Here is a 16,779-nt window from a genome sequence, read left to right on the forward strand (position 1 = left end):
ACCGTTCGAAGCACCGTTCGGAGCACCGTTCGGAGCACCGGGGAAGCCGGGGAAGCCGGTGTGGCTTCCCCGGCGCCGCACTACCGCACCCGGATCTCGCCCACCGGACGCCCGCCGCCGAACAGCACACCCGTGGCCAGTTCGTCGAGCTCGGGACCCTCGAAGCCGAGTGCCCGGAGGGCCGTGATGGTGACCGGGACCCGGGCGCGCTGGCCACCGTCCTCGATCTTGACGGTCCCCGAGCGCCCGTCGCTGAAGGCGAACGCGTCGAACGCCTCCGCACCGAGCTTGATCATCAGTCCGGGAATCGCCCGCATCAGCCGGACCTCGGGGCGCATGGTGCCCGACGTCCACTCGGGGTGGGCCCGGAAGGCGTCCGCGATCCGGCGCTCCGGGGTGCCGGGCTCGGCCAGGACGAGGGCGCGGAACGCCCGGGTCACGCCCCGCATCGAGACGAAGAACAGCGGCGCGCCGCAGCCGTCCACCCCGCCGGCCGCGACACGCTCGCCGGTCAGTTCCTCGACCGTGGCGCGGATGCCCCGCTGTAGCGGATGGGTCTGGTCGAGGTAGGTCTCCAGCGGCCAGCCGTTGACCACGCAGGTGGCGAGCATCGCCGCGTGCTTGCCCGAGCAGTTCATGTAGACCCTGGCCCGACCCCCTCCGGAGCGCAGAACCTCCTCCCGGGAGGCGACGTGCTCCGGCAGGTCCTCCGGGCAGCCCAGCGTGCTCTCGTCCAGCCCGGCCCCGGCCAGGATCTCGCGTACCCCGTCCACGTGGAACGGCTCACCCGCGTGACTCGCGCACGCCAGCGCGAGCAACTCCCCCGACAGGGGGAGCCCGGCGCGGACCATGGCGAGCGCCTGTAGGGGTTTCATCGACGAGCGCGGCGAGGCCAGGGCGTCCACCGCCCCGTGGACCCTCACCGGGGAGCCGTCGGCGGCCACGGCGAGCATCCGCGCCCGATGTGTGGACTCCACGAACCCCGAACGGACAACCTCGACGAACAATGACTCAGCAGACACCTTTGTCTCCTTTCGCCCAGATTCTAGAGAGGTCGGGAGGCACGAGATGATGGGAGGCATGCGTGCGGTCGTGCAGCGGGTGAGTTCCGCGTCAGTGGTGGTGGACGGCGTGACGGTCGGAGCGATCGACGAGCCGGGACTGCTGGTCCTGGTCGGCGTGACCCATACCGACACCCCCGACCAGGCGGCCAGGCTCGCCGCCAAGCTCTGGGGCCTGCGTATCCTCTCCGGCGAGAAGTCCTGCTCCGACATCGGCGCGCCACTGCTGGTGGTCAGCCAGTTCACCCTGTACGGCGACGCCCGCAAGGGCCGCCGCCCCACCTGGCAGGCCGCCGCACCGGGTCCGGTCGCCGAGCCCCTGGTCGAGGCGGTCTGCGCCGAACTGCGCGGGCTGGGCGCCCATGTGGAGACGGGGGTCTTCGGCGCCGACATGAAGGTCGGGTTGACCAACGACGGCCCGATCACCCTGATCCTGGACGTCTGAGCCGCGGGACCGGGACGGCCGGGACTCTCCCCGGCCAGCCGATCTCTCCGAGGCTCGATGCCCCGGAGAGATGACCTGAGCCTGACCCGAGGTTTCCCGGTGAGCCGAACCACCGGTGACAGAAGGGCCGGAAGTCGACGCCACCCGTGACATGCCGGCCGGAGGTCGACGCCACCCGTGACGCGACTCGGTGCCGTCAGCGGATGCGTCGGCGCAGGGCGGGGTCGATCTGAACGTTGCGTCCGGCGTCCGGCGGCACGATGACCTCCTGGGACGCGGCCACCCCGCCGGCCTCCAGCGTGGCCTCCACCGGCACCGTCCGCTTGACCACGGCCAGCGCGATCGGGCCCAGCTCGTGATGGCGCGCGGAACTGCCGACGGAGCCGACATCCGCGCCGTCGTACGTCACGGGGGCACCGTGCTTCGGCAGGGTGTCGACGCTGCCGTCCAGGTGCAGGAAGACCAGGCGGCGCGGCGGGTGACCCAGGTTGTGCACGCGGGCCACGGTCTCCTGGCCCTTGTAGCAGCCCTTGTTGAGGTGCAGGGCCGTGCCGATCCAGTCCACCTCGTGCGGGATCGTCTTGTGGTCGGTCTCGAAACCCAGCCGGGGGCGGTGGTCCTCGATCCGCAGCGCCTCATACGCCCAGAGCCCGGCGAGCCTCAGCCCGAGCCCCGCTGCCAGCCGCTCGCGCGGGAGCAGGATGTCGTGACCCACGGCGACGGCCCCCTCGGGCAGGGCGGGCCGCGCCTGTTCGGCCACGGAGACCACGGCGTAGCGATCCGTCACGTCGGCGACCTCGACCCTCAGCATGAACCGCATCTTGTCGAGGAACGCGGCCAGCTCAGCACCGGTGCCCGGCTCGACATGCGCCCAGATGGCCTCACCGTCGTCGACGAGGACGAGGTGGTGCTCCACCCTGCCCTGGGCGTCCAGCAGCAGCGTCTCGGTGGGTCGACCGGGTTTCAGGTCGTCGAGTTTCTGCGAGCTGAGACTGTTGAGCCAGCTCAGACGGTCGGGTCCGGAGATCCGGACGACCTCGCGATTGCTCCGGTCGACCATCGCCTCTCCGGCGAGCAGCGTGCGCTGCTCGGCGAACGGGTCGCCGTAGTGTCCGGCGACATCGGCGTCGGGGGCCTCGGCCGCGACCGCGCCGGGAGTGTCCAGCAGAGGGCTTCGCATGCACACAGCCTACGAGGCCCCGCCGGCAACGACGGCAGCGGCTCAGCGGCAGTTGCGGCAGTTGCGGCAGCGGCCGAAGACCGTCAGGTGGTGCACGTCGGTGACGAACCCGAGCTTCTGGTCGAGGTTGTCGACGAAGCTCTCCACCAGCTCCGGACTGACCTCGCTGATCTCCCCGCAGCCACGGCAGACCAGGTGCACGTGATCGGCCTCGGAGGTCAGATGGTAGGTGGGGGCACCGTGCCCCAGATGGGAGTGGGTGACCATGCCGAGCTCCTCAAGAAGCTCAAGGGTCCGGTAGACGGTCGAGATGTTCACCCCGCGAGCGGTCTCCCGCACCCGGTTGCAGATCTCCTCTGGAGTGGCGTGCTCGCAGGCCTTGACCGCCTCAAGCACCAGCTGGCGTTGCGGAGTGACCCGGTAACCGCGCGCCCGCAGTTCCTCATGCCACGACGTCTCGGTCATGCCAAGAGTCTATGAGCTTCGAAGCTCCGCACGCCCAACCCTTCCCTTCGAAGCTCTCCTCCAGCCCCGGTGGAGGAGAGCCCTCGCCATTCGCCGGATGAGCGGAGGCTCACTCGCGACTTGAGTCGATCAGCCGAACTCGTCGGCCTTCACCCCGGCGACGAACGCGCCCCACTCCTTGGAAGTGAACCGGAGCACCGGCCCACCCGGGTCCTTACTGTCCCGCACGGCCCTGCCACCACCGGACAGATCCGCCACCTCAACACAGTCGCCGCCGTCGGCGCTACTGCGACGGGCCTTCCGCCAGGTAAGCATCTCAGACTGGGTCTTGTCCATGATCTCCCTCACTTCAGTTGTTCGACCAGGTCCGCCAGGTACGACACCGAGGCATCCGCCGAGAGCGCGCTCGCGCGTACATGGTCATACTTGAGCGTATAGCGCTCTATCTCCTCCGGAGATTCGATATAGAGGTCCCCATTCGCACCGGTTTCCATGTACACCAGATCGGAGTCATCGGGGATCGCGTAGGACAGGATCGCGAACGAGCCGGTCATCGCCGCGTGCGCGCCCACGAAATTCGGCAGGACCTGGATCCCGATGTTCGGCCTGGCGGCCATCTTGATCAGATGACGGAGCTGTTCACGCATCGTCTCCGGGCCACCGACATGCTTGGCCAGGGCGGCTTCGTCGATGACGGCCCAGAAAACGGGCGGATGGTCGCGACTCAGGAGCCTCTGGCGGGCGAGCCGGGCGTGGACACGCCGTTCGATCACGGTCTCGTCGAGGACCATGCCGCCTTTGAACACCGCTCGCGCGTAGTCGGCGGTCTGTAGCAGGCCGGGAACCAAGAGCGCCTGGAATGTTCTGATCTGTGAAGCCTCGGTTTCGAACTCGACCAGGCTGCCGCCGAGTTCGGCCTTGAGCTCCCCTTCCCACCAACCGCGTTCACGCGCCTGCCTGGCGAGCGTGCTCATGGCCTGACGTACGGCTCCGTCCGTGACGCCGTAGATGTCGAGCAGATCGGTCACGTCGCTGACGGTTGGCCGCCGCCACTCGTTGCGCTCGATGCGCGTCACTTTGGACGCCGGCCAGCGCAGGAGTTTGGCGGCGGCGTCGGCGGTGAGGTTGGCGTCTTCCCTGGCCCGGCGAAGGGCGGCGGACAGGCGACGACGTCTCACCGTTGGGCTGTAGGTCATGGGCGCCTCCTGAAGGGAGATACCGGTCGAGGGAGAAAACAGACATTTGGGTATTGCTTGCTTTGGTCTTGCAAGTTTGAGTCTTGGGAGTGATTGTAGGGGCACTCAACCACTACACAGAGTGTAGGAGTCATGACTGTGAGAGAAAGGCTACCTGTGGACGGTGGGCGTGCAGCACCCCCCGATTGGCTCATCCGGCCGCTCGGAACGAACTACCGGTGGGCGACGAACAAACATCCGGCGCCGACGATCGGCAAGAAAATCCTGGATGACCCCGCCGAAGCCGCAAAGAAGGTCACCCCATGACCACCACGCCCGATCTCGCCGAGGTGACCGCTCGCGATCTGCTCGCCGAGAAGTTTCCCCGCTGGGCCATCTGGCGCAGCGACGCCGGACGCTGGTGGGCCACCCGCCACGCCCCGCTCAGCAAGGCCGAGGAGCAGCAGCCCGGCATCGACCGCACGATCGATGCCGACACCCCGGCAGACCTGTGCCGGCAGCTGACCGAGCAGGCCACGCTGACCGACAAGTGCAGCGGTTCCACCCCCTGAGCCCCCGGCTGCCGTTGCCGTCGGGTGTGCGGTAGCCGGGCCGTTTCTCGGCCTGCCATGACAGGCCGGGAGCCTCACGCGTCGTAGGGGCCCGTGAGGTGCGGTCCCGCCCCCAGCTTGGAGGGGCGAAAGGGCGGGACCGCCCAATGCCGGGTCGGCGGAAAGACCCGCGCTTACCGCCCGGCCCCCGCCCGGCAGAAGTCCCACCTTCTGCCGGGCTCGGTCTCCGCCCGGCCACGCTCGGGCGGAGACCCCCGTCCGTCCAACGGCAGGTGCCCCCGTGCCTGCCGCTGGATATCCGGTCCCCGCCCGCCCCAGGTGCGGGCGGGGACCGGCCCTCCTTCGGGAGGAGCGATGAACGAGAACGGAGCCGAAGCGCCCGCCGCCCAGCGGGGCCTCGAAACCTTCAGCACCGACCATCCACTGACGGACCGGTCGGGCGGGCGTCGAAGAACGAGGCGTCACTCCGGAGCCGGTACCCGCCCAACAGCGAGGAGACCCGCATGACCGAGCCGCGCCCCGGTGACATCGTCTCGTCGGAGACGACCGGCCGCCTGTGGTTCGTCCACGGCCATCCCGGCGTCGAACTGTTCCTCACCGGCGCCACCGGAACGTGCGTGCCCATGGCCGACGCCATCCGCCTGTACGGCATGCTGACCATCCACTGCCGCCCGACCGAGCACGGACCCGTGAGCCGCCCCTGAACGCGTACCGCAGAGCGGGCGGAGTGCGTTCACGGAGGCGGTGTATGAGCACCCGGGCCTGGCAAGAGGGGCACAGATGCCGCGCCCGGCCACCTCCCCGGACGTGGCCTCAGGGTGCGCTTGCGGCAAGAATTTCGGTAAGGTCCGCGATGCGTGCAGAGGCCCGGCCATCGCCGAACACGCTAAGGCCCGGCAATGGTCTGCCAGGGAGCGCGGCCATCGATTGAGCGAACACGCGGAGCTGTTCCGGCTGGGGAACCAACGCGCAGTCCGCACTCAAGGCTTCAGGCCGTTCGGTGGACTGGCGCAGCACGAGCAGACGTACTCCGAGGATGCCGGCCTCCTCCTGGATTCCTCCTGAGTCGGAGATCAGCAAGGAGGCTTGTTCGGCGACCGCGAGGAACGCCGGGTAGCTGAGTGGGTCGATGACGTGTAGCTGGGCCAAGAGATCGCTGAGGCCGAACTGCTGCACCCGCTGCCGGGTGCGTGGGTGGATCACTAGCAGAACCGGCAGGTCGAGTGCGGCGAGGCTGGTCAGCATGCGGCGGAGCCGGTCGGGGTCATCAACGTTTTCCGGCCGGTGCAGCGTGGACACCACGTATGGTTCGCCGCCCAGCGGAGCGGTGAGGCGCAGCGCTGCGGCGTGATCTCTCTCCGTCAGGTGGACTGCCTCCACGATGGGGTTGCCGGTCAGCACGATCCGGCTGTCGGGGATGCCTTCGGCCCACAGGTTCGAGACGTTCTGCGACGTCACCGCGCAGCATAGGTCAGCGAGGTGGTCGATGACGATGCGGTTGTGCTCTTCGGGCATCGCGCGGTCGTGGCTGCGCAGTCCCGCCTCAACGTGGATGAGCGGGGCCTGTACGGCGTTGGCGGCCAGAGCGCCGGCCAAGGCCGCGTTGGTGTCGCCTTGCACGATGACCGCTGCGGGCGGATCGTCGTGCCACGCCTGGGTGAGCTGGGCGGTGGCGGCGCCGATCTGGACGCCGCGGTGCTGGCCGCCGACCCTCAGCTGCAGGTGGGGGTGATGGACGTTGGAAGCGGAGTCGCCCGTCATCGTCGGGTCGTAGTGCTGGCCGGTGTGGATCACGCGTGCTTGGTCGCCGAGCAGGGTGATCAGCACCGATAGTTTGATCATCTCTGGTCGGGTGCCGAGGACAACAGCGATCGAACGGTCGGTGCTGGAAGACATCAGCGGTCGGTGCTGGAAGACATCAGCGGTCGGTCCTTTCCGTGGTCACCAGAACAGGCGGTCGTGCTCGCCTTGCAGGTAGCGGTGCGCGGCGATGAACAGCCGCAGGTAGAGCCGATCGGAGTCCTCGTCGAGGTAGCCGGGCACGAGGTCGTCTCGGGTCAGCGTCGCGTCCTGATATTCGCGGCCTTCCCTTGACCGGATCAGGTAGCGGGCGGGGGCCTCGGTGCGGTCGCCGGCCGCGAGCGAGATCGCGTCATGGAGGCCGATCTGTACGAGTCCGGAGACCTCGGCGTCGTCGAGTGGGATCTCCTCCAGGCCGAGTGGCAGCGCCAGGAGGTGCCAGTACTGGAACTCGCGCTCGATCCATGTCGGGGCCAGGGTTACGGCGGTCTGGCGGATTCCCAGCGGCTGCAGTTCCTTGTAGTCGACGTCGAGGCCGAGTTCTTCCCGGATCTCCCGGACGCCGTCGGTGATGCTCTCACCGGCTTCGTAGTGGCCGCCGACGGTGAAATCGGCGTGGTCGGGCCGGTCGAAGGCGTAGCGGCCCGGCTGCTTCTTCTGGAGCAGCACGGTCTGGGTGGAGGGGTTGACGGTCAGGCAGGAGAACGTGCGATGCCACAGCCCTTTCTCGTGCGCGACCTTCTTGTCCTCGGCGCCGATGTGCTTGTTGCGGTCGTTGTAAATGTCGATGAGCATGCTGTCCTCCCAGACGGCACAGCGAGGGTGGTCAGGGCGTTGCCCGCAGGGGCGTCGGCGGCGGGGCGTGGTCGCGCCAGTGACGGGTGAGCGCGTCCGCGTAGCGGCGGGGCTCTCCGACGGTAACCCAGTCGGCGGAAAGTCTCCGTACACGTACATCGCCGGTATGGGCGTGTTCTCCGACGGCGAGGCCGAGGTCGACCTCACCGCGGGCTTGCGGGCGCGCGATGAGCTGGTGGAGGACGAACGGGCGCAGTACCAGGCGGGACACCACCGCGAGCGGTTCGTCGACGGTCGCCGGGGCGGGCCGCTGCCGGATCCCGCTGACCCGGTCCCCGCCGGGTTCGGCCAGGTCGACGATTCCGAACGAGCCGATGTCGGCGCGGTCGATGAGCTGGGCGGCGATGACGAAGTCCGCTCCCCGCCCGGCCTGCTCGCGCATGGCTGCCAGGTCTGCGCCAGGGACGCCGCCGAGGAGGACATCGTCACCGAACGCCACCATGAACAGGTCACAGTCGGTCAGTTGCTGGGCGAGGGTCAGCAGCGGGGCCGCGTTGCCGTACCCGTGGGACAGGTCCTCAGGGGTTGCCCTCACAGGGAGGCCTTCCTCGCGCAGGCCGCTGATGTAGGCGGGGATGATCTGGTCGCCGGGGCGGGTGACGACGTGGACCAGGTCCGCGCCGGCCGCCAGGCATTCGGTGATGACGTGACCGAGGGCGGGTTCGGAGCCGATCGGCAGCATCTCCTTGGGAACCCAGGTGCTGAACGGCTGAAATCGGGTTCCGTACCCGGCTGCGGTCACCACTGCCGGGCACGACGGGCGCTGAGGAAGGCGGGTCATAGGAGATCTCCGATCAGGTCGGCCAGGACACGATGAAGGCGGTCGATCGGGCCGCGCACCCCGTACTCCACCTGGAAGCAGGGCACGGAGACCGCGAGGCGGGCACAAAGGGCCGTTGCGGCCTTGGCCAGCTCGGCGTCACCGGGGGTGCGGTGGATCAGCCAGGGCAGCCAGAACTCATCTACCGGGGTGAAGCACGCCTCCGTCAGGACCTTGAGGGTCTCGGCCGGGGTGAGGCGGCGTGCTTGCGGGGGCTGGGTGGTGTCGGTGAAGCGGGGGACGACGAGGGTGTGCAGGACCGACCCGGGTATCTGGCGGGAACCGAACGCGGTGGCGAACGTCCGCGCGGACAAGGCGGTCTTGTCTCGTGTGCCGAACTGGCGGGGAAGAGCAGCCGCCTCCCCCGGGGGTACCGCGGCCCAGAGTTCGGGGAACGCCTCCAGGGTGCCGCGGGCGACCGGGACCGGGAGGGGCACGGCGACGACCCGCCGCTGCCCGTGGATGATCAGTCTGTCGTTGGACAGGAGCGCTCCTCGGCCGCCCAGGCCGTGGAGAAGCGCCGCGAGCGTGGTGGTCTTGCCCGCGCCGCGGTTCGCGCAGACCATCACCGTGCGGCCGGCGATGTCGACCCCGGCGGCGTGGAAGACGATTCCGCCGGCGGACTCGTACGTCCGCAGCATCACCTCGCGGATCACGCGCAGCGTGTACTTCGGCGCGGCGGCCCGTTCGGCCACGTACAGGTCGATGACGGGTCCTTCGACCTGTACGGCCCAGGCTCCGGGCCGTCCTTCGAGCACGTCCGCCGCCACGGTGTAGCAGCGGCCTGCGGCACCGATGCGGCCTTCGCTGAGGGTGACCCCAGGAACCGGTTGCACCGTGGTGACTGCCAGCTCAGTGAAGGTTGCCGCGGCGGTGCGGAACCGGCCGGTGTCGGTGTGCACATGAATCTGGTAGCCGGGCAGCTGTAGCTCCCCGATGCGGCCAGCCAGGTAGTCGGCGATGTGCCGGGACAGAGCCTCGTGGTCGGCGGGGGTACTCATCACGGTGAGCGGGACGTCACCGGCGTAGCAGGTCAGGTCGGTGTGGGTGGTCACAGGCTGCCTTTCGGGTCGAGGCGGTGCATCGCCGCCAGGCCCGCGTCGATACGTGCCTGCCGGGCGGCGGTCGGGGTGTTACGCAGCCGCAGGACCGACGTGGCGGTGAACACCTTCAGCGCGGTCCGCGGGGGAATCTCGCCGCACAGCGCAACCACCGCGGCCTTCTGCCGGAGGTGGAACCAGTGGACGGGCAGCCGATCCGGGTGGGTGTGGCCGGGGCAGAGCCCGGCAAGGTCTGGGATGTGGTCGGCGACGCCGGTACCGTGCGCGGCCAGGAGCGCGCGGGCTGCGTAGCCGGCCAGCGCGCACATCGTGATGTCGGTGTCGTAGCACAGTCCGCCGAACAGGCGCTGCCAGTCGTCGTGTTCGGGGGGGCGCAGATCGGTCAGCAGCGGCGGCAGCACATCGATGCAGACCAGGCCGTCGTCGGGGTTGATGACGAAGTTCGCCAGGTTGGTGTCCAGACGGGCTCCGCTGGAATCGAGAGCGGCGACCCACGCGGCGATCTGCCGCACGGCTGATGTGAACAGGACCGGGTGGTGTGCGGCCAGATCGGGCAGCGGCGTTCCGGGAATCCACAGGTGCTGGACTGCGGGCCGCCGCCCGGACTTCACGATCCTGACGTCGGCGGGCAGTTGGACTCCGACCGTGCGCAGCTCCTCGATGTAGCGGCCGACGTGGAGGGCTTGAACATCGTCGGCGGTCAGCCAGCGGATCGGAGTGCTGCGGGAGGCGCTCATGAGCTTGAGGACCTGGCCGTCGCCAAGGCGCTGGAGCAACGTCATGCCTGGTCTCCGTTCTGGTGGGAGCGTAGGAACCGGGTGGCGTCGGTGTACATCGCCTGGAACTGCTCCGGCAGGTCCAGGCCGAGCAGCTCGGCGAGCCGGTCGACGGCCTGCAGGGTCGTCGCGCACGCTTCGGGGACGGGTGGCGGGGACCCGGTGGGCTGGTGCCGGTAGCCGGCGCTGACCAGTCCGGCTTCTGCGGCTCGTCCCGCGCAGACCAGAAGCATCAGCAGCGCCTCGATCACCGAAGCGGCCGAGTGGGACGAGCGGATTGAGGCGGGCGGTTCATCGGCCAGGACACCGATGCTGAGGGCCGCCAAGGTGACATCGGCGAGTTCGTCGCCGATGTCGCTGATCGGCCTGCCCGGGTCGTCGTAGGCGACCATGTCGATGCCGTGGCGGCGGGCGACGCACAACGCCAGGTGTCCTAGCTGCACCGCGAGCTCGGCCCCGGCGGTGGCAGCATCCCAGGAGCGGGGCGCGGTAGGGGCGAACCCTCGGCGCAGCTGTCGGGTCTGCTCCAGCATCTCCGCCAGTTCGTCGTTACCGATCATGAATGGCCCTCCTTGATGATCAGAGGACGGGCGCCCGAGGTGCCGCTGCTCCAGTAGGCGTCCGCCCCCTGACCCGCCACGCTGATCCGCACACCGAGGTCCTGGGTGAGGGCGGACACCAGCCGGTTGGCGACCGCGGCGTGAATGACGAGCTCGCGCCGCTCCGGCAGGACGTCGAACGCGGCACCGGCCAGCCCTCGCCGGGCCAGGGCCGCGGAGATCGCGGCGTGGTCGGGAACGGCCGCGGTCGCTGCGGAGGCGCATCGTGTCCGTTGGGCCTGCGGGCAGCGGTTACGGGTTGTGCAGACCTGCCCGCCGTACACGCCGAACCGGTCGGTTTCCCTCAGTACGTACGCCAGCGCGCACGAGTTGGTGTGAAACACCGGGTGGCCGGGGTGGCGGTCGGAGGTGTGGTGGATGAACTCCCAGAACGACTCGGGGTACACCCCCTCGGCCTCGGTCACCCCCGGCGTGGTGGCCAGCGCGGGCCACAGCTGGGCGAGCCGGTCGAGGGCCTCGGGTTCGACTTTCAGGCCGGCGGCCATGGTGCAGGTGGCGTATCTGGCGGCGGTGTCCAGCACCCGGATCATGATCTCCTTGGTGGTGAACGCCGGGAACGCGGGCCGCCAGTAGTGCACGATCGGGATTCCTGCGGCGTGCAGCGCCGGGAAGTTGTCGCGGATCTGCTCGTGCCGGACGCCGACCTCGATCTCGGCGTCGAGTCCGGAGTAGCTGAGGTAGACGATGACGCGCAGGCCCGCGACTTGTGCTTGGGTGATGGCCTCGATGGTGTCGGCGGGCACCCGGCATTTCGTGATCAGCACGACCGCGTTCGGGAGCCCTGCGGCGACGAACGCCCGCAGCAGCTCCGCCAGGTAGGCGCGTGAGGGCGCCACTGCCATCACGTCGGTCCAGGTGAATAGGGCGACCGGCCGATCGGGCCCGTACAGGTCCGACTCCAGCAGCAACTGGACGGTCTGGGCGGGAGTGTGGAGCTGGACCGGAGCGACCCGGGTCTGCCCCCGCTGGTTCAAGAAGCAGTAGGTGCACTTCTTGGGGCAGCCCTGGATCGGGTTCACCGCCAGCCATGAGGCGTGCTGGTCGATCACCGGAGTCCATTCGCGGCCCTCCAGCCCGGGGCCGGTGGCGGCCGGTGTGACCGCGATGGGTTTGAGGTTCGTCAAGCGATCGGCTCCCTAAACGAGCGCTGCGGACCCTCCTCACGGTGCTGGACCGCTGGTGAACGCATCAATGCCGCCATCGGCGCAGGACATTGCCTCGGCCATTGCCGGCAAGACAATGTCGTGACCGCCACGGCGGGGTTACGATCGGTGCCCAGCGACGCACTGGGAGGTGCGCGCCTTATGGCGACGATCAGTCGGATGCGGCGGGCTGAACTCTCACGCCGAGCCCAGGAGATCCGCCGGCAGGGGCAACGGCAGCAATGGCCGCTCCAGCAAATCGCCTCGGCGATCGTCCGTGAGCTGCCGCAGGTTCTGCCTTTGGAGGCGTGGCGGTGGGCGCTCGGCTGGTCGCGCGCCCAGACCATCAGCGAGATCGCGGAGTTCTACGAGCGGACTCGGATCGGCGAGTCGCTGCTGAACGCGAGCATGCTCTGCAAGTATGAGCACGGAGAGATCACCCCTGGTCACGACTACACAGCGGCCCTGTGCGCGGTGTATCAGGCAGACCCCGCCCAACTCGGCCTCCACCACAGCACCACGCTCGTACCGCATATGGGCGGTGGCAGCCGGGCATACCGTGACGGGCGAGCACTTCCGCGACCGAGATACACGGATGGGGATTCGATGACGGCCGATCACGACAACGCAATCCTGGCCGCCCTCCGCGACTCCGTCACCCTGGCCCTGGAAGTCGAAGGGCCCGCCGGGGGGCCGCTCGCTCTGGAGAATCTCGCCGCGGCCCTGGCCTACTACGACGTGAACTATTCGGCGTTCCCGCCCGGTCTCCTCGCGATCGAGGTGCATCGGACCCGGGCACTGGTCAGCGGCATGCTGAAGCTTCCCCAGCTCGACGGTGCCCGCGTCGAACTTCGGCGGCTCGCGGGCTGGCTATCGGCTCTGGTCGGCAACTTGGCGTTCCACCTGTCGGACTACCCGGCGGCGGCGATTCACTTCGCGACCGCCGCGCGGCTGGGCACCGCGGTCGGCGACAACGATCTGATCTGCTGGTCGCTTGGTGCTCAGGCGATGACCGCGTACACGGGCAACCGGCCCGTCGAAGCCCTGGAGCTGGCGCAGCAGGCATACGAGTACGCCGAGACCCCGCTCCGCCGCGCTCAGATCCTCGCCTGGGGGCAGTTGCGCTCCCTTGCCTACCTGGGAGAAAGCTCCCGGTCGGACGCCGCCCTGGTGATGGCCAACGCTCAACGAAAGCTGGCGGCCGACCCGGACGGCGAACGTCCGGGTCGGTTCGGTTTCGACCGCGCCGAACTCCAGTTGCATCTGGCCGAGACGAACCTTCAACTCGGCGACCACGCTGCCGCCCGCGGCCACGCTGAGACCTCGCGACGGTCCCTTCCCGTCGGTCGGCCCGGCTGGGCCGCCGCCACGCTCGTCCTCGCACGCGCGGAGGCTGCCCGCGGCCAGCTCTCCGATGCCGCAGCACTTGGCATTGAGGTACTCGATGTGATTCCCGCACCGGCCTTGCGGGAGACCAGCCGTGTCAGGCTTCGCGACCTCAACCACGACTTGTTCACCGTCGCCAGCCCTGGCGTCGAGGCCGAAGACCTACAAGACCGCATTCGCGCCTTGCCGGCGCTCATGCTGGTCGGCCGGATCAGTGATGAGCCCAATGGTCAACGAAGCTGATCGGCTGATCGCGTCCCCGTTCGACGCTGACTGCGGTCCGCGCGCGCTGGAGACCGGGTTGGATGTCAAGGTGGTCTCGGTTCAGCTCTGTACGCGCATGTGCGGCAGGTGGTCCCCGGCGGTGCAGCGGAGCGGGTGCTGCCCCGTGTCCAGGAACCGTCAGCGAAAGCCCGGAAAGCTCAATCGTTGGCAGGATGTTCCCATTCTTTTCCCATCGGCCCTCGTGGAGAGGGCGGGCCAGCCAGGATGCCAGGGTCGAAATATCCACTTGCTCTAAGCGTGGTCGGTTTCATAACGTACAGGCACGCCGAAAGGAGGTGGTCCGAACAATGGTTGATCATAGTTGGGCTAGCGAGGTGGCTGTCCGCTAGGACGCCGCGACCGGACTCTGTCCGGGCGTCTGGCGACGTTCGGCGAATCCACGACAATCACCGGAACCCCGGGCCGCCGGGGGCGGGCAATCCCGCCTTTGGTCCACCGGCCCTCCCGCTCAGCAGGGAGGAAGTGGCCCGGGGTTCTTCCCTTTTCCAGGCGCTTTTCTTTCCAGGCCCTCCCCGTACATCCTCGGGACCGCTCGCGACCGCCCCCGCCACGTCACGGCTCCGGGGGCGCGATGCCGTTCGCTGATTCTCGGTGTTCGCCGGCGAGGAGCGGTGAGCCGCCGCGTTGCCGGGGTCCCTCCTGGGGCCGAGGCCCCGGAGGTCGTCACCCCTGGAAGCCGGGGTTGGCGCAGTGCAGCGGCCTTTCCCCGCCAAGGATCCTGACGATGTCCTCGCAGATCATCCGGGTGTGGTTGATCTCGGTGTCGTAGGTTCCCGCGCCCAGGTGCGGGGTGAGCACCACGTTGTCCATGTCGGCGAGCGGATGGGCCGGGTCGAGCCAGTCCCCGGCGAACCTGTCGAGGGCCGCGCCGCCCAGATGGCCCGCCTTCAGCGCTCCGACGAGGGCGTTCATATCGTGCAGGACCGCGTCGGAGGTGTTGACGAAGATCGCTCCGGTCCTCATCGCGGCGAACTCCACGGCGCCGATCAGCAGACCCGCCGACGCGGGAGCGTGTACGGAGACGACGTCGGCCTGGGCCAGCAGGACGTCGAGGCCGTACCGCTTCTCCGCCGCCTCGGGGTCGTAGACCATGACACGCATGCCCAGCCCCCTCATTCGCCAGGCCACCGCGTGGCCGACCGCCCCGTAGCCGATCAGGCCGACGGTCCGGCCCGCGAGCTCCCACGCGCGGTGCCGCCGGTAGGAGACCATGCCGTGGCGGATCTCCCGGTCGCCGACCGCAACCCGGCGGGTCACCGCGAGGATCAGGGCGAGGGTGAGCTCGGCCACCGCGTCGGCGTCGCGCCCCGGGGCGCAGACGACGGGAATGCCCCTGTCGATGGCCGCGCCGAGGTCCACGTTCCCCGCGTCGCCGCGGGCGCAGCCCACCACCAGCAGGGGAAGATCCAGCACCGGGCCCGCGACCTCGTCGGACTCGGTGATGAGGATGCGCGCCCCGGTGTCCGCGAGCCGCCGGGCCAGGTCGGCCGCCGGGTGCGGACTGTGCTCAGCCGGGTCGTAGTGGACGTCGATCAGCTCTCTCAGACGGTCCCACTCCGGACCTCGCATTGGCGCCAGCACAAGGGCTCGCGGTTTCACCGCGCCTCCTCATTTCAGGAAATTTCAGCATCTGGGAGCTTTCCATGAATGCCATGATCAATCCTGACGTTGACCCGACTGTCACCAACGCCCCCACCAGCCCTTCCTCTTTCCGAATTACTCCCTTATTTAGTGCTTTTAGTAGGAATTCAGGGCGAAAGTCGCCCAAGGGATGAAATGTGAGGGAGCGCCGGTCAGTGCTCGCCGCGGGCGGGGACGCCGAGGGCCGCACAGGCGTCCCGATAGAGGCGGACGACCTCCGTACGGACCTGCGCGCGTTCGGTCAGCGTGGTGCTCCACGGGACCCGGACCGGAATCTCAAGCCCGCCGACCACGGCGGCGAACTCGATCGCCTCGGCGTCGACACCGGTCGTCGTCGCACTGGTGGCCTCGGGCTGTCCGCCGAGGCCCTTGCAGATCAGTAGCGCGTCGTCAGCGTGATCGTCGTTCATGTGGCGCTTGATGGCCTCGACCGCTTCGGGGGTGAAGGGAGTGCTCATCCCACAAAGCGTAGTCAGCGCCCTGCCTCTGTCGCCCCCGGGTGCGAGCAGGAGCGCTCATCCGATACCCGGCTCGCGCCCCTTCGGGAATTCACCCGGCGTCGGGGACGAAGTCACCGACCCGCTTGAGCTCGGCCGAGATGTGGGACTGAATCGGCTGGCCCATGGCCGCCATGTCGTACGCCCACATCAGGTTGCCGTTGACCAGGCCGTAAAGCCGGTGGCCTCCGGTGTACTCCTTGGCGGTGGCGGTGCGGGCCACCACATCGGTGTGGAGCTCGATCTTGTGGAATACCACCTCGCCGACGTAGATCTCCACGATGCCCGTGGGATGTGACAGGCACACCTCCAGCTGACGCCCGGGAAGCTGACGCCAGAAACCGGTCTCGGTGGCCAGCGGGCGGACCTTTTCCCCCGCCTCGTCGAGCAGCCAGGTGCGGCTGCTGTAGGTCAGGAACGGCTTACCGTTGTGGCCGAAGACGATTTCCTGGCCGAAGTTGAAACTCTCGATCGTCGGATATCCCCCGACGCCGGCGCCTTCCCACACGCCCACGAGGAAGGCGATCGGCTCAAGATCAGGATGCAGTTCGGGAACGTCCATGGGTCCGAGCCTAGGCCCTGTCACGCGGATCCCGCCGTGGCGGGGAAGGGGCGGACCCGCATAGGCTTCGGGCATGGCACGATCACTGGTGATCAAGGTTACCGTCGGCGAAGACTCACCCGAGCGCTGCAACCAGGCGTTCACGGTGGCCGCGGCGGCGTTGGCGAGCGGAGTCCCCGTCTCGCTCTGGCTGACCGGCGAGTCCGCGTGGTTCGCCCTCCCCGGACGGGCGAAGGAGTTCTCCCTCCCGCACGCCGCCCAGCTCGGCGACCTGCTCGACGCGGTGCTCACCGGCGGCAGGGTGACACTGTGCACGCAGTGCGCGGCCCGGCGGGGCATCACGGTCGACGATCTGATCGAGGGCATCCGCATCGCGGGCGCGCCCACATTCGTCGAGGAGGTCCTGGGCGAAGGCGTCCAGGCTCTCGTCTACTGA

The 16,779-nt window shown here is 68.8% G+C and carries 21 protein-coding genes; 6 read left to right on the forward strand and 15 right to left on the reverse strand.

Translation table 11 applies throughout. The annotated features are described in order from the left end of the window. Positions 1-80: 80 nt before the first annotated feature. Positions 81-1,022 carry an asparaginase gene (locus OIE13_RS26850; RefSeq protein WP_326635375.1) on the reverse strand — a complete coding sequence of 314 codons (942 nt, stop codon included), beginning with the start codon at positions 1,020-1,022 and terminating at the stop codon, positions 81-83. 58 nt (positions 1,023-1,080) lie between these two features. On the opposite strand from OIE13_RS26850, the gene dtd reads away from it, so the two are divergent. Beyond that, positions 1,081-1,506, forward strand: coding sequence for a D-aminoacyl-tRNA deacylase (gene dtd, locus OIE13_RS26855; RefSeq protein WP_326635372.1), 426 nt, complete (start codon positions 1,081-1,083; stop codon positions 1,504-1,506). Positions 1,507-1,702: 196 nt separating this feature from the next. Here the strand turns inward: dtd and ygfZ are convergent, their stop codons facing one another. From ygfZ to OIE13_RS26875, 4 genes are all read right to left on the reverse strand, one after another. Beyond that, entirely contained in the window at positions 1,703-2,686 is a 984-nt protein-coding gene (ygfZ, locus tag OIE13_RS26860) for a CAF17-like 4Fe-4S cluster assembly/insertion protein YgfZ (RefSeq protein ID WP_326635370.1), read from the reverse strand. Between the two features lie 42 nt (positions 2,687-2,728). Further along, positions 2,729-3,151 (reverse strand): Fur family transcriptional regulator, encoded by a 423-nt coding sequence (locus OIE13_RS26865; RefSeq protein ID WP_326635369.1) that lies wholly within the window; start codon positions 3,149-3,151, stop codon positions 2,729-2,731. A 129-nt stretch (positions 3,152-3,280) separates the two neighbouring features. Then, on the reverse strand, positions 3,281-3,487 hold the full coding sequence (locus tag OIE13_RS26870) for a DUF397 domain-containing protein (RefSeq protein WP_326635368.1): 207 nt from the start codon (positions 3,485-3,487) through the stop codon (positions 3,281-3,283). An 8-nt stretch (positions 3,488-3,495) separates the two neighbouring features. Then, positions 3,496-4,347, reverse strand: coding sequence for a helix-turn-helix domain-containing protein (locus tag OIE13_RS26875; RefSeq protein WP_326635367.1), 852 nt, complete (start codon positions 4,345-4,347; stop codon positions 3,496-3,498). Positions 4,348-4,479: 132 nt separating this feature from the next. Between OIE13_RS26875 and OIE13_RS26880 the strand changes: the two genes are divergently transcribed. The 3 genes from OIE13_RS26880 to OIE13_RS26890 all read left to right on the forward strand — a co-directional run bounded on the left by OIE13_RS26880 (position 4,480) and on the right by OIE13_RS26890 (position 5,602). After that, entirely contained in the window at positions 4,480-4,653 is a 174-nt protein-coding gene (locus OIE13_RS26880) for a hypothetical protein (protein ID WP_326828879.1), read from the forward strand. Further along, on the forward strand, positions 4,650-4,898 hold the full coding sequence (locus OIE13_RS26885) for a hypothetical protein (RefSeq protein WP_326635365.1): 249 nt from the start codon (positions 4,650-4,652) through the stop codon (positions 4,896-4,898). Before OIE13_RS26880 ends, OIE13_RS26885 begins: the two co-directional genes overlap by 4 nt. A gap of 503 nt (positions 4,899-5,401) precedes the next feature. Continuing rightward, positions 5,402-5,602, forward strand: coding sequence for a hypothetical protein (locus OIE13_RS26890; protein WP_326635362.1), 201 nt, complete (start codon positions 5,402-5,404; stop codon positions 5,600-5,602). Between the two features lie 109 nt (positions 5,603-5,711). On the opposite strand, the gene wecB is transcribed toward OIE13_RS26890, so the two are convergent. From wecB to OIE13_RS26925, 7 genes are read right to left on the reverse strand one after another with little or no spacing between them, the layout of a single operon-like run. Continuing rightward, on the reverse strand, positions 5,712-6,794 hold the full coding sequence (wecB, locus tag OIE13_RS26895) for a non-hydrolyzing UDP-N-acetylglucosamine 2-epimerase (protein WP_326635360.1): 1,083 nt from the start codon (positions 6,792-6,794) through the stop codon (positions 5,712-5,714). A 45-nt stretch (positions 6,795-6,839) separates the two neighbouring features. Further along, positions 6,840-7,493 (reverse strand): NUDIX hydrolase, encoded by a 654-nt coding sequence (locus OIE13_RS26900; protein ID WP_326635358.1) that lies wholly within the window; start codon positions 7,491-7,493, stop codon positions 6,840-6,842. Positions 7,494-7,524: 31 nt separating this feature from the next. Next, complete coding sequence (locus OIE13_RS26905) at positions 7,525-8,334, reverse strand: sugar phosphate nucleotidyltransferase (RefSeq protein ID WP_326635356.1); 810 nt, start codon at positions 8,332-8,334, stop codon at positions 7,525-7,527. After that, a complete protein-coding gene (locus tag OIE13_RS26910; RefSeq protein WP_326635354.1) occupies positions 8,331-9,428 on the reverse strand; it encodes a hypothetical protein in 1,098 nt (365 codons plus the stop codon). Before OIE13_RS26910 ends, OIE13_RS26905 begins: the two co-directional genes overlap by 4 nt. Beyond that, a complete protein-coding gene (locus tag OIE13_RS26915) occupies positions 9,425-10,216 on the reverse strand; it encodes a hypothetical protein (protein ID WP_326635352.1) in 792 nt (263 codons plus the stop codon). The genes OIE13_RS26910 and OIE13_RS26915 overlap by 4 nt, the downstream gene beginning before the upstream one ends. Beyond that, complete coding sequence (locus tag OIE13_RS26920; RefSeq protein WP_326635351.1) at positions 10,213-10,770, reverse strand: hypothetical protein; 558 nt, start codon at positions 10,768-10,770, stop codon at positions 10,213-10,215. The genes OIE13_RS26915 and OIE13_RS26920 overlap by 4 nt, the downstream gene beginning before the upstream one ends. Further along, entirely contained in the window at positions 10,767-11,954 is a 1,188-nt protein-coding gene (locus tag OIE13_RS26925; protein ID WP_326635350.1) for a hypothetical protein, read from the reverse strand. Before OIE13_RS26925 ends, OIE13_RS26920 begins: the two co-directional genes overlap by 4 nt. A gap of 120 nt (positions 11,955-12,074) precedes the next feature. Here OIE13_RS26925 and OIE13_RS26930 point away from each other — a divergent pair, with 120 nt between their 5' ends. Continuing rightward, complete coding sequence (locus OIE13_RS26930; RefSeq protein WP_326828880.1) at positions 12,075-13,601, forward strand: XRE family transcriptional regulator; 1,527 nt, start codon at positions 12,075-12,077, stop codon at positions 13,599-13,601. Between the two features lie 705 nt (positions 13,602-14,306). On the opposite strand, the gene OIE13_RS26935 is transcribed toward OIE13_RS26930, so the two are convergent. The 3 genes from OIE13_RS26935 to OIE13_RS26945 all read right to left on the reverse strand — a co-directional run bounded on the left by OIE13_RS26935 (position 14,307) and on the right by OIE13_RS26945 (position 16,343). Beyond that, positions 14,307-15,212, reverse strand: a complete 906-nt coding sequence (locus OIE13_RS26935; protein WP_326828881.1) for an NAD(P)-dependent oxidoreductase — start codon at positions 15,210-15,212, stop codon at positions 14,307-14,309. A 224-nt stretch (positions 15,213-15,436) separates the two neighbouring features. Continuing rightward, positions 15,437-15,742 (reverse strand): DUF2470 domain-containing protein, encoded by a 306-nt coding sequence (locus OIE13_RS26940; protein ID WP_326635345.1) that lies wholly within the window; start codon positions 15,740-15,742, stop codon positions 15,437-15,439. A gap of 91 nt (positions 15,743-15,833) precedes the next feature. Then, positions 15,834-16,343, reverse strand: a complete 510-nt coding sequence (locus OIE13_RS26945; protein ID WP_326635343.1) for an FABP family protein — start codon at positions 16,341-16,343, stop codon at positions 15,834-15,836. Between the two features lie 73 nt (positions 16,344-16,416). Here OIE13_RS26945 and OIE13_RS26950 point away from each other — a divergent pair, with 73 nt between their 5' ends. After that, on the forward strand, positions 16,417-16,779 hold the full coding sequence (locus OIE13_RS26950) for a DsrE family protein (RefSeq protein ID WP_326635341.1): 363 nt from the start codon (positions 16,417-16,419) through the stop codon (positions 16,777-16,779).

Origin of the sequence: Streptosporangium sp. NBC_01810, assembly GCF_035917355.1 — a bacterium.
GTDB lineage: Bacteria > Actinomycetota > Actinomycetes > Streptosporangiales > Streptosporangiaceae > Streptosporangium.